Origin of the sequence: Lentzea sp. JNUCC 0626 (assembly GCF_043632865.1) — a bacterium.
GTDB lineage: Bacteria > Actinomycetota > Actinomycetes > Mycobacteriales > Pseudonocardiaceae > Lentzea.
Map to the genome: position 1 here is coordinate 1,204,611 of NZ_CP171635.1, position 16,479 is coordinate 1,221,089.

The following is a 16,479-nucleotide window of genomic DNA, read 5'->3' on the forward strand; positions in this document are numbered from 1 at the left end:
CCAAAAGAGGTCAGCCCTTGACGGCGCCGGACATGATGCCGCCGACGATCTGGCGGCCGAACAACAGGAACACGGCCAGCACGGGCACCGTGCCGATCGTCGCGGCGGTCAGCACCAGCGTGTAGTCGGTGGTGTAGCCGCTGGCCAACGTGGACAGCGCGGTCTGCACGGTCGGGTTCTCCGGCGTGAGCACGACCAGCGGCCAGAAGAAGTCGTTCCACGCCTGCATGAACGTGAACAGCCCCAGCACGGCCGCCGCCGGACGCGCCGCGGGCAGTGCCACGTGCCAGAACAGCCGCAACGAGTGGCAGCCGTCCATCCGGCCCGCCTCCAGCAGTTCGTCCGGGATGGCCCGCTCGAAGTACTGGCGCATGAAGAACACGCCGAACGCGGTCACGAGCCCCGGCACGATCACCGCGTGGATCTCCCCGGCCCAGCCGAACTCGGCCATCATCATGTAGAGCGGGATGATGCCGAGCTCGGTCGGGATCGCCTGCGTGCCGATGATCAGCAGCAGCAACACGTTGCGGCCGCGGAACTTCAGCTTGGCGAACGCGAACCCCGCCAGCGTCGAGAACAGCACGACCGAGACCGTCACCGTGCCCGCGACGACGATCGAGTTCAGCAACGCCAGCCCGAAGTCGGTGGTGTCGAAGACGCGGGCGATGTTGGCGAAGAGGTGCCCGCCGGGCACCAGCACGGGCGGCACGCTGTCGATCGCGTCCGGTGTCTGCGAGGACACCACGAACGACCAGTACACGGGGAAAGCCGACCCGGCGAGCACGGCGATCAGGGCGGCGTACGTCCACGGCCCTGCCACGCGCCGAGCCAGTCTGCGCGCTTTGGTGGCGGGGCCGGTGGGCCGCGCCGGCGCGGGACGTTCCAGCACAGCGGTCATGGGGTCACTCCGTCCGGATCCGTTTGGTCACCAGGTAACCGACCCCGGCGACGACGACCGTGGCGATGGCCAGCACGACCGCGATGGACGAGCTGTAGCCGAAGTCGTACTTCGTGAAGCCCTGCTCGTAGAGGTACAGCGCGGCGGTCTGGAACTGCCGGTCGGAACCGCCCGTCGCGGCCGCGGCACCGGGGTTGAACAGCAGTGGCTCGGCGAGCAGGCGCATGTTGCCGGTGGTCGCGATGATCGTGGTGAAGATGATCTGCGGCCGCAGCAGCGGAACCGTGATGCGCCAGAACTGCTGCCGGCCGCTCGCACCGTCCAAGGTGGCCGCCTCGTACAGCGACGGCGAGATCGCCTGCATCGACGCCAGGAAGATCAGCGCGTGGTAGCCGGTCCACCGCCACACCACCATCACGGCGATCGCGATGTGCGACGACGCCGTACCGGCCTGCCAGTCGATCTGCCCGGCACCGAACACGCCCAGCACCCAGTTGACCAGGCCGAAGTCGCGGCCGAACAGCTGCGCGAAGATGATCGTCACCGCCGCCACCGAGGTGATGTTCGGCAGGATCACGCCCATCCGGAACAGCGTGCGGGTGCGGACCTTGCGGTTGAGCAGTTGCGCGATGAACAACGCGAACAGGATCTGCGGGACCGTGGTGAGCAGCCACAGGCTGAGCGTGTTGCCCATGGCGTTCCAGAAGTACGGGTCCGCCATCAGCTTCGCGTAGTTGTCGAACCAGACCAGCTTCGCGGCGGCCTCGTCGAGCAGGTTGCGCTCCTGCAACGAGACCCAGATCGTGTAGAGCAGGGGGAACAGCCCGAAGACACCGAAGATCAGGAAGTACGGTGCCACGTAACCGTAGGGCGCGAACTTCGTGTCCCAGCGGTGCCTTCGGGTCGTCTTGTCGATCACTGCCATGTCAGCGGATCACTTCTGCACGTCGCCGACGAACTGGCGCCACGAGTCCTCGCCGTTCTGCTTGCCCTGCTCGACGCGCTGCATCGCGTTGCCGATCGCGGTCTGGATGTCGCCCGCCTTCGGGCCCTGGTACTGCGGGTTCAGCTTCTTGGCCGCGTCGGTGAACAGCTTGCCGATCGGGGCGTCGTTGAAGTACGGGTTCTTGTAGTCCACGATGGACGGATCTTCGTAGAGCTTCGGGATCGACGGCAGCAGTCCGGCGCTCTTGAACACCTTGGCCTGCTGCTCGGGCGCGGTCAGCCACGCCGCCAGCTCCACGGCCTTGTCGACGTTCTTGCCGGACTTCGGCACCGTGAGGTACGAGCCGCCCCAGTTACCGCCACCGCCGGGCACGGACGTGACGTCCCACTTGCCCGCGGCCTCCGGACCGGCCTGGTCCTTGATCTTGGCCATCTGCCAGGCGGGGCACGTCACGGTCGCGAACTGGCCCTGCTTGAACCCGGTGTTCCAGACCGGCGTGGAGTACAGCAGCTTCGACGACAGCCCGCTGTTCACGCCGTCGACCACGAGGTCCCAGCCGGCCTTGATCTCCTTGTTGTCGCCGACGACGATCTTGTCGGACTTGTCGTAGTAGCCGACGCCCGCCTGGCCGACGATCGCGTTGAGGACGGTCGGGCCGCCGTCGAACCACTTCACGCCCTCGGGCGCTTTCTCCTGGAACTTCTTGCCCGCGTTCATGAACTCCTGCCAGGTGGGCCACAGCGCGGCGACCTGGTCGCGGTCGGCGGGCAGCCCGGCGTTCTGCAGCAGGTCGCGGCGGTAGCAGATGGCGAGGCCGCCGACGTCGGTGCCGTAGCCGATCTGCTTGCCGTCCTTGCTGAGCGAGCCCTCCCACTTCCACGGCAGCCAGCGGTCCTTGAGCTGGTCACCGCCCTTGGTGTTGAGGTCGACGAACTTGTCGGGCGTGGCCTTGAACTGGTTGATGTACCCCGTGTCCACGGCCTCGATGTCGGCCGCGCCGCTGCTGGTGGCGAGGTGCGCGGCGAGGTTCTTGTGGTGGTCGGAGTAGGAGGCCGTCCGGTCGCTGATCTCGACGTCGGGGTGCGCCGCGACGTACTCCTTGAGCAGCTCGGCGTACCCGAAGTTGCCGAACAACCCGATGGTCAGCTTGGTCTTGCCGCCGGACGCGGTGTCGCTGCCGCAACCGGCGAGCACCACGGCGGTCGCCAGCGCGACACAGCCGAGTGCGAGTGCTTTGGGGCGCATTTTCCAGGCCTCCGTTGGTTTCTGGGCGCGCTGAAGAAAGGTGAAGTGGTGGTGCGGGAAGGTGTGTGGCGCCTATGACAGCGGTGTTGCGCGGCGCCCGTCAAGTAACGAACTGATAAACAGATCAACTTCGGCAGGCGTTTGACTAGGAGAACTGCTGCTCGTACGGTCTATGTAACCGCTTACGATTTCAGTGGGAGGTCCGATGGCGACCGGGCGAGAGATCGCCCAGCTCTGCGGCGTGTCCGTGGCGACGGTGTCGCGCGTCTTCAACCAGCCGGAAACGGTGAACGAGGAGACGCGTGCTCGGGTGCTGCGGGTCGCGGACGAGCTGGACTACCGGCCCAACGAGTCGGCGCGGGCCTTGTCGACGAGGCAGTCGACGATGATCGGCCTGGTGTGGGACACCGACCACCGCAGGCCGGACTGGCGGCACCCGTACCTCCAGGACCTGTTGATAGGCCTCAAATCCGCGCTGTCCGCGCACGGCTACCACCTGCTGATGCTCGCCACGAGCGGCGACGCCCGTGAGGTGGGCGCGTCGCTCGCGGACCCGGTCGGGTACGTGAACATGACCCGCCGCCACCACCTCGGCGGGCTGGTGCTGATCGACAGCGGGTCGGACGCCGACGCGTTCGAGGCGTTCGCGCAGTCCGGAGTTCCGTGCGTGGCACTGGACGTCGCCGTGGACGGACCGCGCGCCACCTACGTCACGTCGGACAACGTCGGCGGTGCACAGGAGGCCGTCCGGCACCTCGTCGGGCTCGGACACACCCGGATCGCGACGATCACCGGGCCGCGCGGCAACCAGCCGTCGGACGCCCGCGTGTCGGGCTACCGCACGGCGTTGCTCGACGCGGGCATCCCGTCGCGCGAGGACTACGTGGTGGCCGGGGACTTCTACCGGGCGAGCGGAACCGCCGCCATGCACCGGCTGCTGGCGTTGGACGAGCCGCCGACGGCGGTGTTCGCGGCCAGTGACGAGATGGCGGTCGGCGCGGTGCTCGCCGCCCGTGCCGCCGGGCTGCGCGTGCCGGAGGACCTGGCGCTGGTCGGGTTCGACGACATCGAGATCGCCGCCGTGGTGGATCCCGCGCTGACGACGGTGGCGCAGGACAAGCCGGGGTTCGGTTCGGCGGCCGCGAAGGCGATCATGGCGATGATCACCGAGGGCGACCGCGCCGAGCCGATCGTGCTGCCCACGAGACTGGTCGTGCGGGACTCGTGCGGTAGCCCGAAAGCCAACTAGTCCTCTGTGGACGCCGCCGCGATGAGCGCGATCAGTTGCCGCCGGAAGTGCTCGTAGTCGTCGACGGCCCCGAGCAGCGTGTCGGACTCGCGTTCCTCCCGGCGGGCGGCGGCCAGAGCCTTGCGCCCGGCGGGCGTGATCTTCACCGACGTCCGCCTGCGGTCCTTCGTGTCCTGGCTGCGCACGACGTGGCCGCCGCGGTCGAGGTGCTCGATCGTGCGGCTCATGGTCTGGTCGGTCACCCGGCACAGCACGGCGAGTTCACGTTGTGAGCGCGGCCCGTCGGCGAGGTGGTGCAGGGTGATCATCCCGGCGTGGGTGAGGCCGCGGCTCGCCAGGAAGTCCTCGAACCGCTTCTCCACGACGCGCGCCGCGACGGACAGGAGCCTGCCCGTCGGCCAGGAGGCGACGTCCGCGCCCACCTGGTCAGGGCGGTCCTGCACCGCCAGTTCGTCTCCCTCGGCCACGGCTCCATCATCGCAGAGCGGCCCGATCACCCCACGTCGGTCCCGATCGGCATGCCGGTGACGGGCGTGTCGCCGGCCAGTGCGGCCGCGATCGCCGAGGCCGCAGGGGGATAGGCGAGCTCACCGAGGCCGCCGAGCGGGGCGTCCGACGACACGATCACGACGTCGATGTCCGGCGACTGATCGATCCGCGCCCACGTGAAGTCACCGAACGAGGACTCCGCGACGTGGCCGTCGCGGACCGTGATCTGCGCACCGAGCACTGTGGACAGTGCGTCGGACACGCAGCCCTCGACCTGGGCCCGGACGCCGGACGGGTGCAGCGCCACGCCCACGTCGACGGCCGCGTGCACCCGCAGAACCTTGCGCGCGGCGGGGTCGGCGACGGCGATCACCGCGATCGCCGACCCGTACTCCTCCAGGCACGCGACGCCCCGAAACGTGCCTGGCGCCGGTGGCCTGGTCCAGCGGGCGCGGTCGGCGGCGGTGTTGAGCACCTGGTGCAGCCGTGAGGTCGCGGGCAGCAGGGTGCGGCGGAGTGCGACCTGGTCGAAACCGCCGCGCCGGCCGATCTCGCTGAGGAAGTTCTCCTCGGCGTAGGCGAATTGTCCGGAGTAGACCGAACGCCAGAAGCCGGTGCGCAGCGGGGCCGGGCGCACCGCGACCGTGACCTCGCCGGGGACGGCGTAGGGGAAGTGGTCGCCGCTCGCCTTGATCAACGCGGGGTTGTTGAAGATCGGCAGCACGGTCAATGGCCAGGTCACGACCTCGTGCGCACGCCGGACGGGCATGCCGTCCGCGCCGATCTCGGCCGTCAGCCGGTGCACGGACATCGGCCGGTACGAGTCGTGCCGCATGTCGTCGGCCCGCGTCCAGAGCACCTGGACGGGCACGCCGGCGCGGCGTGAGCAGGCCACCGCCTCCTGCACCTGGTCGGTCTCGATGCGCCGCCCGAACGCACCGCCGGACGCCGCCGCCTCGACCCGCACGGCCGTCGCGGGCAACCCGAGCTGCTGGGCCACCAGGGTCTGGATCCGCCCGGGGTCCTGGGTCGGCACCCAGATCGTCGCGCCGTCCGGACGGACGTGCGCGGTCGCGTTCATCGGTTCCATCGGCGCGTGCGCGAGCAACGGCATCTCGAACGTCCGCTGCAGGCCGGTGATCGGACTCTGCGCGGGCAGCGCGGCGTGCAGGTCGGCGAGCCACGCCCGGCTGTCGGCCGCGGGGGTGCCGCCACGCCAGGTGATCTTGAGCGTGTCCCGGGCCTGCAACGCCTGCCAGGTCGACCGGGCGAGGACGGCGACGCCGCCCTGCCCGTCGGCCGGAGCGGCGAGCGTGATCACGTCGACCACGCCGGGGAGGGCGCGGGTCGCGGTGTCGTCGATCGTGTCCGGGACGGCGCCGATCCACGGCGGGCGCGCCACCACGGCCACCAGACCGCCGGGTGGGCGGGAGTCGATGCCGTACTTCACCCGGCCCGTCGAGATGGTGCGGGCGTCCACCCGTCCGGCGCGGGACTTGCCGAGCAGCCGCCACTGGTCCTGGGGGATGAGCGTCACGGGCACGGTGGCCGGGTCCAGCGCGGCCGCCGCGCGGACGAGCGCGCGGTACGGCAGCCGGCCTCGGCGGGGATGGCAGACGGCCCCGCCGCGAGCGGTGCACTCGCTCACCGGCACCCGCCAGCGTTGCGCGGCGGCGGTGACGAGCAGGCAGCGGGCGGTCGCGGCGGCCGTGCGGATCGGGGTGCTGAGCTGCCGCACCGACGTCGAGTTGGACACTCCCTGCGCGCCGAACCTCGCCGGGTCGCCGGGCGCCTGTTCCAGGGTGACGTCGCCGACCTCGACCGCGAGTTCCTCGGCGACCAGCAACGCGACGACCGTCCGCACGCCCTGTCCGCTGTCCGGCCTGGGTACGGTCGCGGTGATCCTGCCCGCGTCGTCGAGCCGCACGAAGACGTTCGGGACGAGGCCTTCGGCAGCGAGTACGGGTACCGGCACGGCCACCATCAGAGCGCCGGCACCGGCCCCGCGCAACAAGGTCCGCCTGCTGATCATCGTTCCTCCCGCATGATCCGGGCGGCCCGGCGCACAGCGGCGCGGATGCGGGGATAGGTGCCGCACCGGCACACGTTGTCGCGCAACGCTTCCGAGATCGCCTCGTCATCGGGGTCGGGATCACGGGCCAGCAGCGCCGCCGCGGCCATCATCTGACCCGGCTGGCAGTACCCGCACTGGGCCACGTCCAGCTCGCGCCACGCCCGTTGCACCGGATGGTCGCCGTCGCGGGAGAGCCCCTCGATGGTGGTGATCCGCGCCCGCGCGCTGTCCGCCGCCGTCCGCACGCACGGCCGGGCCGCCTGACCGTCCACATGGGACGTGCAGGCGCCGCACAGGCCGACCCCGCAGCCGTACTTGACCCCCGTGAGCCCCAGCTCGTCGCGCAGCACCCAGAGCAGGGGAGTGTCCGCCTCGACGTCGACCTCGTGCCGTTCACCGTTGACGCGCAACAGATATCGGGCCACCGCACTGCCTCCAGATTTGCTCAGGGTGCTGAACGTAGCACGCGCGGTGTGCATAATGCTCAGCATGCTGAACGATGTGCGGCGCGGCCGAGGGCTCCTGGTGTGGGCGGTGGTGGGGAGCGCGGTGCTCACCGGATTGGTGTGGTTGCTGGGGCAACGGCTGCACGGCGTCGCGCTCCTGCCCGACCAGGGAGCCTCCTGGTACTACTGGAAGCTGCCCGATCCGACCTTCTGGACCAGGGCGTCCGCCTGGGTGGGCTACGCGGCCCACCAACTCGTGTCGTGGGGCCTGATCTACTACGCCCAGACGAGGATCCGGCGGTACACGACCGGGCTGCACCGGATGAACGTCGTCGCCCTGCTGGCCAACGGCGCGTTCATCGGGTTGCACGCCCTGCAGACCCAGTTCTTCTACGACGGCCTCGCGCAGGACGTCTCGATCTTCAGCTCGCAGGGCTCCGTGGTGCTGCTGCTCGTGGTCGTGCTGCTGATGGAGAACAAGCGCCGCGGCCTGGTGCTGACCTGGTCGGCGCCGATCTCCGCGCAGGTCGTCTCGTTCGCCCGGCGCTACCACGGCTACCTGTTCAGCTGGGCCGCGATCTACACGTTCTGGTACCACCCGATGGAGTCGTCGAGCGGGCACCTCATCGGGTTCTTCTACATGTTCCTGCTGCTGGCGCAGAGCAGCCTGATGTTCACCACGTCCCACACCAACCGCTGGTGGACGATGACCCTCGAACTGCTCGTCGCCGTCCACGGCACGCTGGTCGCGGTGATGAACTCCGGGCCGAACGGCATCTGGCCGATGTTCTTCTTCGGGTTCGTGGCGATCTTCGTGCTCACCCAGATGCACGGCGTCGGGCTGAGCGCGACGACCCGGTGGTGGATCGGCGGGACGTTCGTCGTCGCCGCGCTCGCCGTGTACTCGTGGCGCGGACTCGACCGGCTGGACGAGGTCGTGCGCATCCCGGCGATCGAGTACCTGCTGGTGGGCGTGCTCGCCGTGCTGATCTGGGCGGGGGTCAGGCTGGCCGCGCTCGTGCGGTCATGACGTCGTGGCCGACTCCAGCAGCTTCGCGGCGACGTCGCGGAGCTTGATGTTCGCCCGCTGGGACTGCTCCACGAGCATCGAGAACGCCTGGTCGGCGGTGCAGCTGTGGACGGCCATCAGCACGCCCTTCGCCTGTTCGATCACGGCGCGGGACGTCAGCGCGCGTTCGAGCTGGCCCACCTGGTCCTGGGAGTGGCGCCAGCGCTGGGCGTTCATGATCGTGGCGGACGCGGCCGTGGTGAACAGGCGCATCAGGCCCTCGTCGAACGGGTCGAACGCCGTCGCGGTGTAGCTGTAGACGTTCAGCGTGCCGATGTGGCGTTCCTCGGCGTTGTCCGAGGCCGGGAGGATGACGGGCACCGACAGGTACGCGCGGACACCGGCCTTCGCGGCGGCGGCCTCGAACTCCGGCCACGCCTCCTGGTGCTCACCGATGACGGCCCTGATCGGGACGAGCTTGGTCGCCGACTCGAGGCACGGCCCGCGCCCCGACTCGTACTGCTGCTGGTCCACCTCGACGAGGTCCCGGTCGGTGGCCGCCGCGGTGTGCGGCTGGGTGTCGGTGACGACGGAGACGGTCACGGCGTCGGCGTCCGGCAGGGCCCGCGCCGCGGTCTCCGCCACCCGCTGGAGCGAGTCGTCCAGGGACTCCTCGCCGGTGAAGGCGTCGTGGAGTTCCGCCAGCGCCTCGGTGGTCTCGTCCAGGCGGTCCAACAGGTCCGGGCGCTCGTCGCCCTCTTGTCTCGCCGAACCAGTCTGCACGTAGTCGGCCATGCCGCGGCGCCCCTATCCCTCGCGCTGGAGTCCACGGCGCCGGCTGCTTGACGCTCGTCCAGCGCATCGTACGGGGACATGCCGAAGAACCGCGCCGGCGGCGGGTTGCTGCGATGTCTCAACGTCCCGTCGCCGGCGCGGCCGAACCTGCCCGAAAGCGGGTCCTCCGTTGCGAACACGCGCGTGTTCGGCGATCTGTCAGTACCCCGGCGAGGTGCCGCTCACACCGCCGTCCGGACGACGGTCGCCGTCCCGGTCGTCCCGGAAACTTGTCCGGTTTGACATGGCCGATACCTCCGTTCGGCCGTAGACCGTCGTCCAGGGCCTGTGCGTGGATGTAGGGGAGCGCTCTTACAACGTTGTAAAACGAAGGGGATCTTCACTGATGAAGAAAGCCGGCCCCGTCCTCGTCGCGCTGTTGCTGGCGCTGGGCATAGCGCCCGGAGTGCCGTCCGCGGGTGCTGCCGAGCCCGTGCACGGCCTGAAGGGCGAGTACTTCAGCATGTCGGCACCGGGAGCGCGGGACTTCGCGACGCTCGGTGGCACCGTCCTCGACTCCGACGTCAACCACGGTGACCTGACCGGCGTGTTCGGGTTCCTCAACGGCAGAACCGAGCACACCACCGCCCGCTGGACCGGCCAGATCGCCGTGCCGCAGACCGGCGACTACACCTTCTACGCCACCGGTGACAACGGGTTCCGGTTGCTGGTCGACGGCCAGCCGGTGATCGACCACTGGGTCGGTGACTGGGACCGCGAGCAGACCAGCGCGCCGGTCACGCTCACCGCCGGGCGCCAGTACGACTTCAAGCTGGAGATGTTCCAGGACGTCGGTGGCGCCAACATGTTCCTGCGCTGGTCGGGCGCCGGCACGCCGAAGCAGCTCGTGCCGTCGTCCGCGTTCACGCCGCCGTCGGACTTCAAGGTCCTGCCGCGCACGGCGGAGGTCTCCAAGGACGGCCGCACCCTCACCGCCGACTTCGGCGGCCGGGTCACCGGCGTGAACGACCTCAAGGACCACCTGCGCGTCGAGGTCGACGCCACCCCGTTCCCGATCCAGGTCATCACGGCGAGCCGCACCAAGGCGACGATCCGGCTGTCCGAGCGGGTGCTGAAGGGCCAGCGGGTCCGGCTGTACTACGACGGCGCGGGCGCGCTCGCGGTCGACGGGCAGAAGGTCGAGAAGACCGCCCGCACGACCGGCAACGTGTCCACCGAGCGGATGAAGACGCCGTGGGGCGAGAAGGTCGACCCGCGCAACCCGTTGCCGGAGTACCCGAGGCCGCAGCTCGAACGCGACAAGTGGCAGAACCTCAACGGGCCGTGGGAGTTCGCCGCGGCGAAGGCCGGCGAGCTGCCGCAGTTCGGCAAGAAGCTGCGCGAGAAGGTCGTCGTCCCGTACCCGATCGAGTCGCAGCTCTCCGGGCTCGAACGGCACGAGGACCACATGTTCTACCGCCGCACGGTGACCGTCCCGCACGACTGGAAGATCGGCAGCGGGCAGCGGCTGAAGCTCAACTTCGGCGCCGTCGACTACGAGGCCAAGGTCTGGGTGAACGGCAAGCTGGTCGCCGAGCACACCGGTGGTTACACGGCGTTCAGCGCGGACATCACGGACGTCCTCAAGCGCGGTGAGCAGGAGATCGTCGTCGGCGTCACCGACACGACCGGCCCGCACCAGCCCAAGGGCAAGCAGTCGGTCAACCCCAGCGGCATCTTCTACACCCCGTCGTCGGGCATCTGGCAGACGGTGTGGATGGAGCCCGTGGCGGACAAGGGCATCGACGAGATCAAGACGACCCCGGACCTCGCCACGAGCACGCTCGCGGTCAACGTGAAGTCCGCGGGCACCGGCACCGTCACGGCCGTCGCCCGCGACGCCAAGGGCAAGCAGGTCGGCACGGTCACCGGCCCGGCGAACTCCGCGTTGAAGCTGCCGGTGCCGAACGCGCACCTGTGGACGCCGGACGACCCGTACCTCTACAAGCTCGACATCACGCTCGGCAAGGACAAGGTCAAGAGCTACTTCGGCATGCGCTCCACCGGCATCGCGAACGTCGGCGGCACGCCCAAGCTCACGCTCAACGGCCAGCCGATCTTCAACCTGATGCAGCTCGACCAGGGCTTCTACCCGGACGGCCTGAACACCGCGCCGAGCGACGCGGCGTTGATCTTCGACCTGCAGGCCCAGAAGGACCTGGGCTTCAACTCCGTCCGCAAGCACATCAAGGCCGAACCCGCCCGCTGGTACTACCACGCGGACCGGCTCGGACTGCTGGTGTGGCAGGACTTCGTCGCCCTCGAGGACGGCAACGACCCGCTGGCCCAGGAGCGGTTCGTCAAGGAGGGCAAGGAGCTGATGCACCAGCTCCAGAACTACCCGTCGATCTACGCCTGGATCGTGTTCAACGAGGGCTGGGGCGAGTGGGACCGCACCGTCACCGGGCAGATCACCGACGAGGTCAAGGCGCTCGACCCGAGCCGGATCGTCAGCGCGCACAGCGGCGTGAACTGCTGCGCGTCCAAGGGCGACAGCGGCAAGGGTGACGTGATCGACCACCACGACTACAACAACACCGACCCGGCCAAGCCGGACGGCAAGCGCGTCGTGATGGACGGCGAGCACGGCGGGTTCACGCTGCGCACGCCGGGCTACCAGTGGCCGGTCCCGCCGATCGCGATCTACAGCGGTGTGGCGGACAAGGCGGCGCTGACCGCGAAGTACGTCGACAACACCCGCACGTACTACCTCGGCCAGGCCCACCAGGAGATGTCGGCGTCGGTCTACACCCAGGTCACCGACCTGGAAGGCGAGCTCAACGGCCTGTGGACCTACGACCGCAAGCGCATCAAGGTCGATCCGGGGCCGGTCCGCGAGATCAACCGGCGCGTCATCGAGGCCGGGGCGAACGCGGGCAAGCCGTACCCGTACGCGGGTAGCGGCGAGTGGAAGCTGAACGAGACCAAGGGCACCACGGCCAAGGACTCGTCCGGCAAGAACCCGCTGACTCTCACCCCGACCGGCGCCACCTGGAAGGACGGCGCGCTGGAGCTGCGCAACGGTTCGGCGGACACCTACGGCCCGGTCGTCGACACGACCAAGGACTACTCGGTGTCGGCGAAGGTCCGGCTCGACGAACTGCCCGGCAACTACGCGAGCGCGGTGAGCCAGGACGGCCGTCAGGCGGAGAACCCGTTCTACCTCCAGTACGGCCAGGGCGCGTTCGCGTTCAGCACGCCCGGCGGCAACCGCGCCCGGTACGAGATCGTGCCGGAGCTCGGGCGCTGGTACGAGCTCAAGGGTGAGCGCAAGGGCAACGAGATCAACCTCTACGTCGACGGCGCGCTGGTGGCCACGGCACCGGCCGGTCCGGCGCTCGTGAGCACCGGAGCGTTCACGGTCGGTCGCGCCAAGTACAACGGCCAGAACGTCGACTTCTGGAGGGGAGCGATCAAGGACGTGCGCGTCACCTCCTGATCTCGGGAGAACGCTCTCCGGCGTGGTACAACCGTGGCATGAGCAAGGTTGCGCCCACGCTGGAGGACGTCGCGCGCGTCGCGGGAGTGTCGCGCGCGACGGTCTCGCGTGTCGTGAACGGCACGCGGAACGTCGATCCCGACATCCAGGAGACGGTGCGCAACGCGATCGAGCAGACCGGGTACACGCCGAACCGCGTGGCCCGGTCTCTCGTCACCCGGCGCACCGGCACCGTCGCGCTGGTGATCTCCGGCGCCGGCGGGGGATCCGACGTGTTCACCGACCCGTTCTTCGGCCGCGTCACGGCCGGGGTCGTCGACTACCTGCGCGGCCACAGCGTGCACCCGGTGCTGATGCTCGCGGACACCGACAAGGCGCGCACCGAGGTCGTGGAGTTCCTCCGGCAGGGCAGCGCCGACGGGGCGTTGCTCGTCACGACGCACGCCGCCGAGCCGTTGCCCGGCCGGTTGGTCGCGGCCGGGGTGCCCGCGGTGCTCTACGCGCGGCCCGGCAGCCCGATGCCGATCAGCTACGTCGACATGGACCACCGCGCGGGCGGCAGGCTCGCCGCCGACCACCTGGTGACGTCCGGGCGGTACAACATCGCCACCATCTCCGGCCCGATGGACGTGCTCGCGAGCCAGGACCGGCACGCCGGGTTCCGCGACGCCATGGCACGGCACGGTTTCCCGTTCGTCCCGACGGTCGAGGGCGGGTTCACCGCCGAGAGCGGGGCGGCGGCGATGCACCAGCTGCTCAAGGAGAGTCCGGACCTCGACGCGGTGTTCGCCGCGAACGACCTGATGGCGCAGGCCGCCGTGGACGTGTTGCTGGAACACGGGCTGAGGGTGCCCGAGGACGTGGCGGTGGTCGGGTTCGACGACAGCGCGCCCGCGCTGAACTGCCGGCCGCAGCTGACGACGATCCGGCAACCGGTCGAGCGGATGGCGGCGCAGATGGCCGAACTTCTCCTGGGAGATCTGGAAAAACCGGGACAACGGCCGAAATCCGTCATCTTCGAACCGGAACTCGTCGTGAGGGCCTCTGCCTGATTGACCTGCCCGACACCCGGCGTTAACGTCCCTTGGGAGAGCGCTCTCACGCCCCTGTCCAAGGCTTTTCGCCCTTCCCCGTCAGGCAGGATCATGGGATCGACCCTGTCCAGGGCCGCCGCGTTCGCCGCTGCCGCCCTGTGTTTGGTGACCACAGTCAGCGTGACATCGCAGGCGGGTGCCGCCGCCTGCGGCACCTCCAACGTCGCTCTCAACAAGACCGCCACCGCGTCCTCGACCGAGAACGGCGGCACCCTCGCGCCGGCCGCCGTCGACGGCAACGCGGGCACCCGCTGGTCGTCGCAGTTCTCCGACCCGCAGTGGCTCCAGGTGGACCTCGGCGGAACGCAGCAGGTCTGCCGCGTCTCCCTGGCCTGGGAGGGCGCGTACGGCAAGGCGTTCCAGGTCCAGCTGTCCGACACCGCGGCCGCGAACTCCTGGCGTGACGTCTACTCGACGACGACCGGCACCGGTGGCACGCAGTCGGTCGACGTCAACGGTTCCGGCCGTTATCTCAGGGTGCTCGGCACCCAGCGCGGGACCGGCTACGGCTACTCGTTGTGGGAGCTGGGAGTTTTCGCCACCGTGCCGGACACTCCGGGAGTGACGCCGACCGACCCGCGCAACCCCGACTTCGGCCCGAACGTGTACGTCTACGGCCCGGGTTCGTCGCAGTCGGAGATGCAGTCGCGGCTCGACACCATCGCCGCGCAGATGAAGACCAACCAGTTCGGCCCGCAGCGGCACGCCGTGCTGTTCAAGCCGGGCAGCTACAACGCCGACGTGAACCTGCGGTTCTACACGCAGATCGTCGGGCTCGGGCTGATGCCGGACGACGTGAACATCAACGGCCACATCCGGGTCGAGGCCGACTGGCTCCAGCAGGGCGAGGACCCGAACAACCTCGGCAACGCCACGCAGAACTTCTGGCGCGGCACCGAGAACCTCTCGGTCACGTTGCCGCCCAACCAGATCGAGCGCTGGGCGGTCTCGCAGGCCACCGCGTACCGGCGGATGCACCTGCGCGGTCAGGCGCACCTGTGGAACGGCTACGACGGCTGGGCCAGCGGTGGTCTGATCGTGGACAGCAAGATCGACGGCGTGACCGTCTCGGGTTCGCAGCAGCAGTTCCTCACCCGCAACAGCAACCTGGCCGGTGGCTGGTCGGGCTCGGTCTGGAACATGGTGTTCGCGGGCACGCAGGGCGCGCCGCCCAACAACTTCCCGAACCCGTCGCACACCACGGTCGACACCTCGCCGGTGACTCGCGAGAAGCCGTACCTGTACTTCACCAGCGGTGGTGAGTACCGCGTGTTCCTGCCCGCGCTGCGGCAGAACTCGCGCGGCACGAGCTGGGAGAACGGCAACCCGGGCACCTCGGTGTCGCTGGCCGACTTCTTCATCGTCAAGCCCGGCACCCCGGCCGCGACCATCAACGCGGCGTTGCAGCAGGGCAAGCACCTCCTGCTCACGCCGGGCATCCACCAGCTCGACGACACCATCCGGATCACCCGGCCGAACACCGTCGTGCTGGGTCTCGGTCTCGCCACCCTGACGCCGACCACCGGCAAGGCGGCGCTGACGACGTCCGATGTGGACGGTGTGCGGCTCGCCGGGTTCCTGGTCGACGCGGGCGTGCAGAACTCCCCGGTGCTCCTGGAGGTCGGCGACTCCAGCGCGAACTCGCACGCGGCCAACCCGACCTCGCTGCACGACGTGTACCTGCGCGTCGGCGGGTCGCAGGCCGGCAAGGCCACCGTCAGCATGCGGGTGAACAGCCGCAACACGATCATCGACCACACCTGGGTGTGGCGCGCCGACCACGGCGAGGGCGTCAGCTGGACGGCGAACCCCGGCCAGAACGGCGTGATCGTCAACGGTGACGACGTGATCGCCTACGGGTTGTTCGTCGAGCACTACCAGCAGCACAACCTGATCTGGAACGGCAACGGCGGCCGCGTCTACCTGTACCAGAACGAACTCCCGTACGACCCGCCGAACCAGGCCGCCTGGATGAACGGCTCGAAGCGCGGCTGGGCCGGGTACAAGGTGTCCGACAACGTGACGACGCACCAGGCGTTCGGCGTCGGCGTGTACTGCTTCAACCAGGCGAACCCGAGCGTGGTCACCGACAACGCCTTCGAGGCGCCGAACCGGCCGGGAGTCCGGTTCACGCACCTCGTGGCGGTGTCGCTCGGTGGCGTGGGCACGATCGCCAACGTCATCAACGGCACGGGCGGTCAGGCGGACCTGGCGAACCAGGTCCGGTACGTCGTGAACTACCCCTGACCGAGCCTGCCGAGCTGGTCCCTGCGTGACGACTCGATGGACGCCGCGAACTCCTTGGTCGCGGCGTCCGTCCCGTTCTCCTGCTCGCTGCGGGCGAGCTTCTCCGTCTGCTCCAGGTGTTCGTGCAGCTTCTTGGACAGCGCGGACGGATCCGTGCGGATGACCAGCAGGTCGGCCTCGGAGATCAGGCCCGGCATCTGGTGGCCCGCGTGCACGTTGGTGTCCGGCAACCCGGCCCGGTCCCGCAACTGTCGCAAGTGGACCAGTTCCTGCGCGTGCGACGCCTTGAGATCGGCGGCGAACTGGGCCAGCGACGCGGGTGCGACGTCGAGGGCGGGCAGCAACTGCTCGTTCATCGGGATCATCAGCTGCACCCACGCCGTGTCGGTCGCGTTGAACGGCGAGACCTCGGCGGGCGGCGGGGGAGCGGGCGTGGCGGCACACCCCGCGAACAGCAGCACCAGTGCGGAAACACCCCAGGGCACGCGCCGCCCTGGGGTGCATGAGGC

General features: G+C 69.4%; 13 protein-coding genes. 5 read left to right on the forward strand and 8 right to left on the reverse strand.

From position 1 onward, the window contains the following. Window positions 1-10 precede the first annotated feature (10 nt). From JNUCC0626_RS05525 to JNUCC0626_RS05535, 3 genes are all read right to left on the reverse strand, one after another. Entirely contained in the window at window positions 11-598 is a 588-nt protein-coding gene (locus tag JNUCC0626_RS05525; RefSeq protein ID WP_394621975.1) for a carbohydrate ABC transporter permease, read from the reverse strand. A 304-nt stretch (window positions 599-902) separates the two neighbouring features. Then, window positions 903-1,823: a carbohydrate ABC transporter permease gene (locus tag JNUCC0626_RS05530; RefSeq protein ID WP_394618561.1), complete on the reverse strand. Its 921-nt coding sequence runs from the start codon at window positions 1,821-1,823 to the stop codon at window positions 903-905. 9 nt (window positions 1,824-1,832) lie between these two features. Beyond that, window positions 1,833-3,089, reverse strand: a complete 1,257-nt coding sequence (locus JNUCC0626_RS05535) for an extracellular solute-binding protein (protein WP_394618562.1) — start codon at window positions 3,087-3,089, stop codon at window positions 1,833-1,835. Between the two features lie 205 nt (window positions 3,090-3,294). On the opposite strand from JNUCC0626_RS05535, the gene JNUCC0626_RS05540 reads away from it, so the two are divergent. Then, window positions 3,295-4,338 carry a LacI family DNA-binding transcriptional regulator gene (locus JNUCC0626_RS05540; RefSeq protein ID WP_394618563.1) on the forward strand — a complete coding sequence of 348 codons (1,044 nt, stop codon included), beginning with the start codon at window positions 3,295-3,297 and terminating at the stop codon, window positions 4,336-4,338. Here JNUCC0626_RS05540 and JNUCC0626_RS05545 read toward each other — a convergent pair. From JNUCC0626_RS05545 to JNUCC0626_RS05555, 3 genes are read right to left on the reverse strand one after another with little or no spacing between them, the layout of a single operon-like run. After that, window positions 4,335-4,805, reverse strand: a complete 471-nt coding sequence (locus tag JNUCC0626_RS05545) for a MarR family winged helix-turn-helix transcriptional regulator (RefSeq protein ID WP_394618564.1) — start codon at window positions 4,803-4,805, stop codon at window positions 4,335-4,337. The genes JNUCC0626_RS05540 and JNUCC0626_RS05545 overlap by 4 nt on opposite strands. 26 nt (window positions 4,806-4,831) lie before the next feature. Next, window positions 4,832-6,859, reverse strand: a complete 2,028-nt coding sequence (locus JNUCC0626_RS05550; protein WP_394618565.1) for a xanthine dehydrogenase family protein molybdopterin-binding subunit — start codon at window positions 6,857-6,859, stop codon at window positions 4,832-4,834. Continuing rightward, a complete protein-coding gene (locus JNUCC0626_RS05555) occupies window positions 6,856-7,326 on the reverse strand; it encodes a (2Fe-2S)-binding protein (protein ID WP_285634528.1) in 471 nt (156 codons plus the stop codon). Before JNUCC0626_RS05555 ends, JNUCC0626_RS05550 begins: the two co-directional genes overlap by 4 nt. A 64-nt stretch (window positions 7,327-7,390) precedes the next feature. Here JNUCC0626_RS05555 and JNUCC0626_RS05560 point away from each other — a divergent pair, with 64 nt between their 5' ends. Continuing rightward, a complete protein-coding gene (locus tag JNUCC0626_RS05560) occupies window positions 7,391-8,377 on the forward strand; it encodes a hypothetical protein (protein ID WP_394618566.1) in 987 nt (328 codons plus the stop codon). Here JNUCC0626_RS05560 and JNUCC0626_RS05565 read toward each other — a convergent pair. Further along, a complete protein-coding gene (locus JNUCC0626_RS05565; protein ID WP_394618567.1) occupies window positions 8,372-9,151 on the reverse strand; it encodes an ANTAR domain-containing protein in 780 nt (259 codons plus the stop codon). The genes JNUCC0626_RS05560 and JNUCC0626_RS05565 overlap by 6 nt on opposite strands. 385 nt (window positions 9,152-9,536) lie before the next feature. Here JNUCC0626_RS05565 and JNUCC0626_RS05570 point away from each other — a divergent pair, with 385 nt between their 5' ends. From JNUCC0626_RS05570 to JNUCC0626_RS05580, 3 genes are all read left to right on the forward strand, one after another. After that, window positions 9,537-12,629: a PA14 domain-containing protein gene (locus JNUCC0626_RS05570; protein WP_394618568.1), complete on the forward strand. Its 3,093-nt coding sequence runs from the start codon at window positions 9,537-9,539 to the stop codon at window positions 12,627-12,629. A 38-nt stretch (window positions 12,630-12,667) separates the two neighbouring features. After that, window positions 12,668-13,681, forward strand: coding sequence for a LacI family DNA-binding transcriptional regulator (locus JNUCC0626_RS05575; protein WP_394618569.1), 1,014 nt, complete (start codon window positions 12,668-12,670; stop codon window positions 13,679-13,681). 93 nt (window positions 13,682-13,774) lie between these two features. After that, window positions 13,775-15,970, forward strand: coding sequence for a discoidin domain-containing protein (locus tag JNUCC0626_RS05580; RefSeq protein WP_394618570.1), 2,196 nt, complete (start codon window positions 13,775-13,777; stop codon window positions 15,968-15,970). Here the strand turns inward: JNUCC0626_RS05580 and JNUCC0626_RS05585 are convergent. Next, window positions 15,961-16,455, reverse strand: a complete 495-nt coding sequence (locus JNUCC0626_RS05585; protein WP_394618571.1) for a DUF305 domain-containing protein — start codon at window positions 16,453-16,455, stop codon at window positions 15,961-15,963. The two genes, JNUCC0626_RS05580 and JNUCC0626_RS05585, sit on opposite strands and share 10 nt — an antisense overlap. Between the last annotated feature and the right edge of the window lie 24 nt (window positions 16,456-16,479).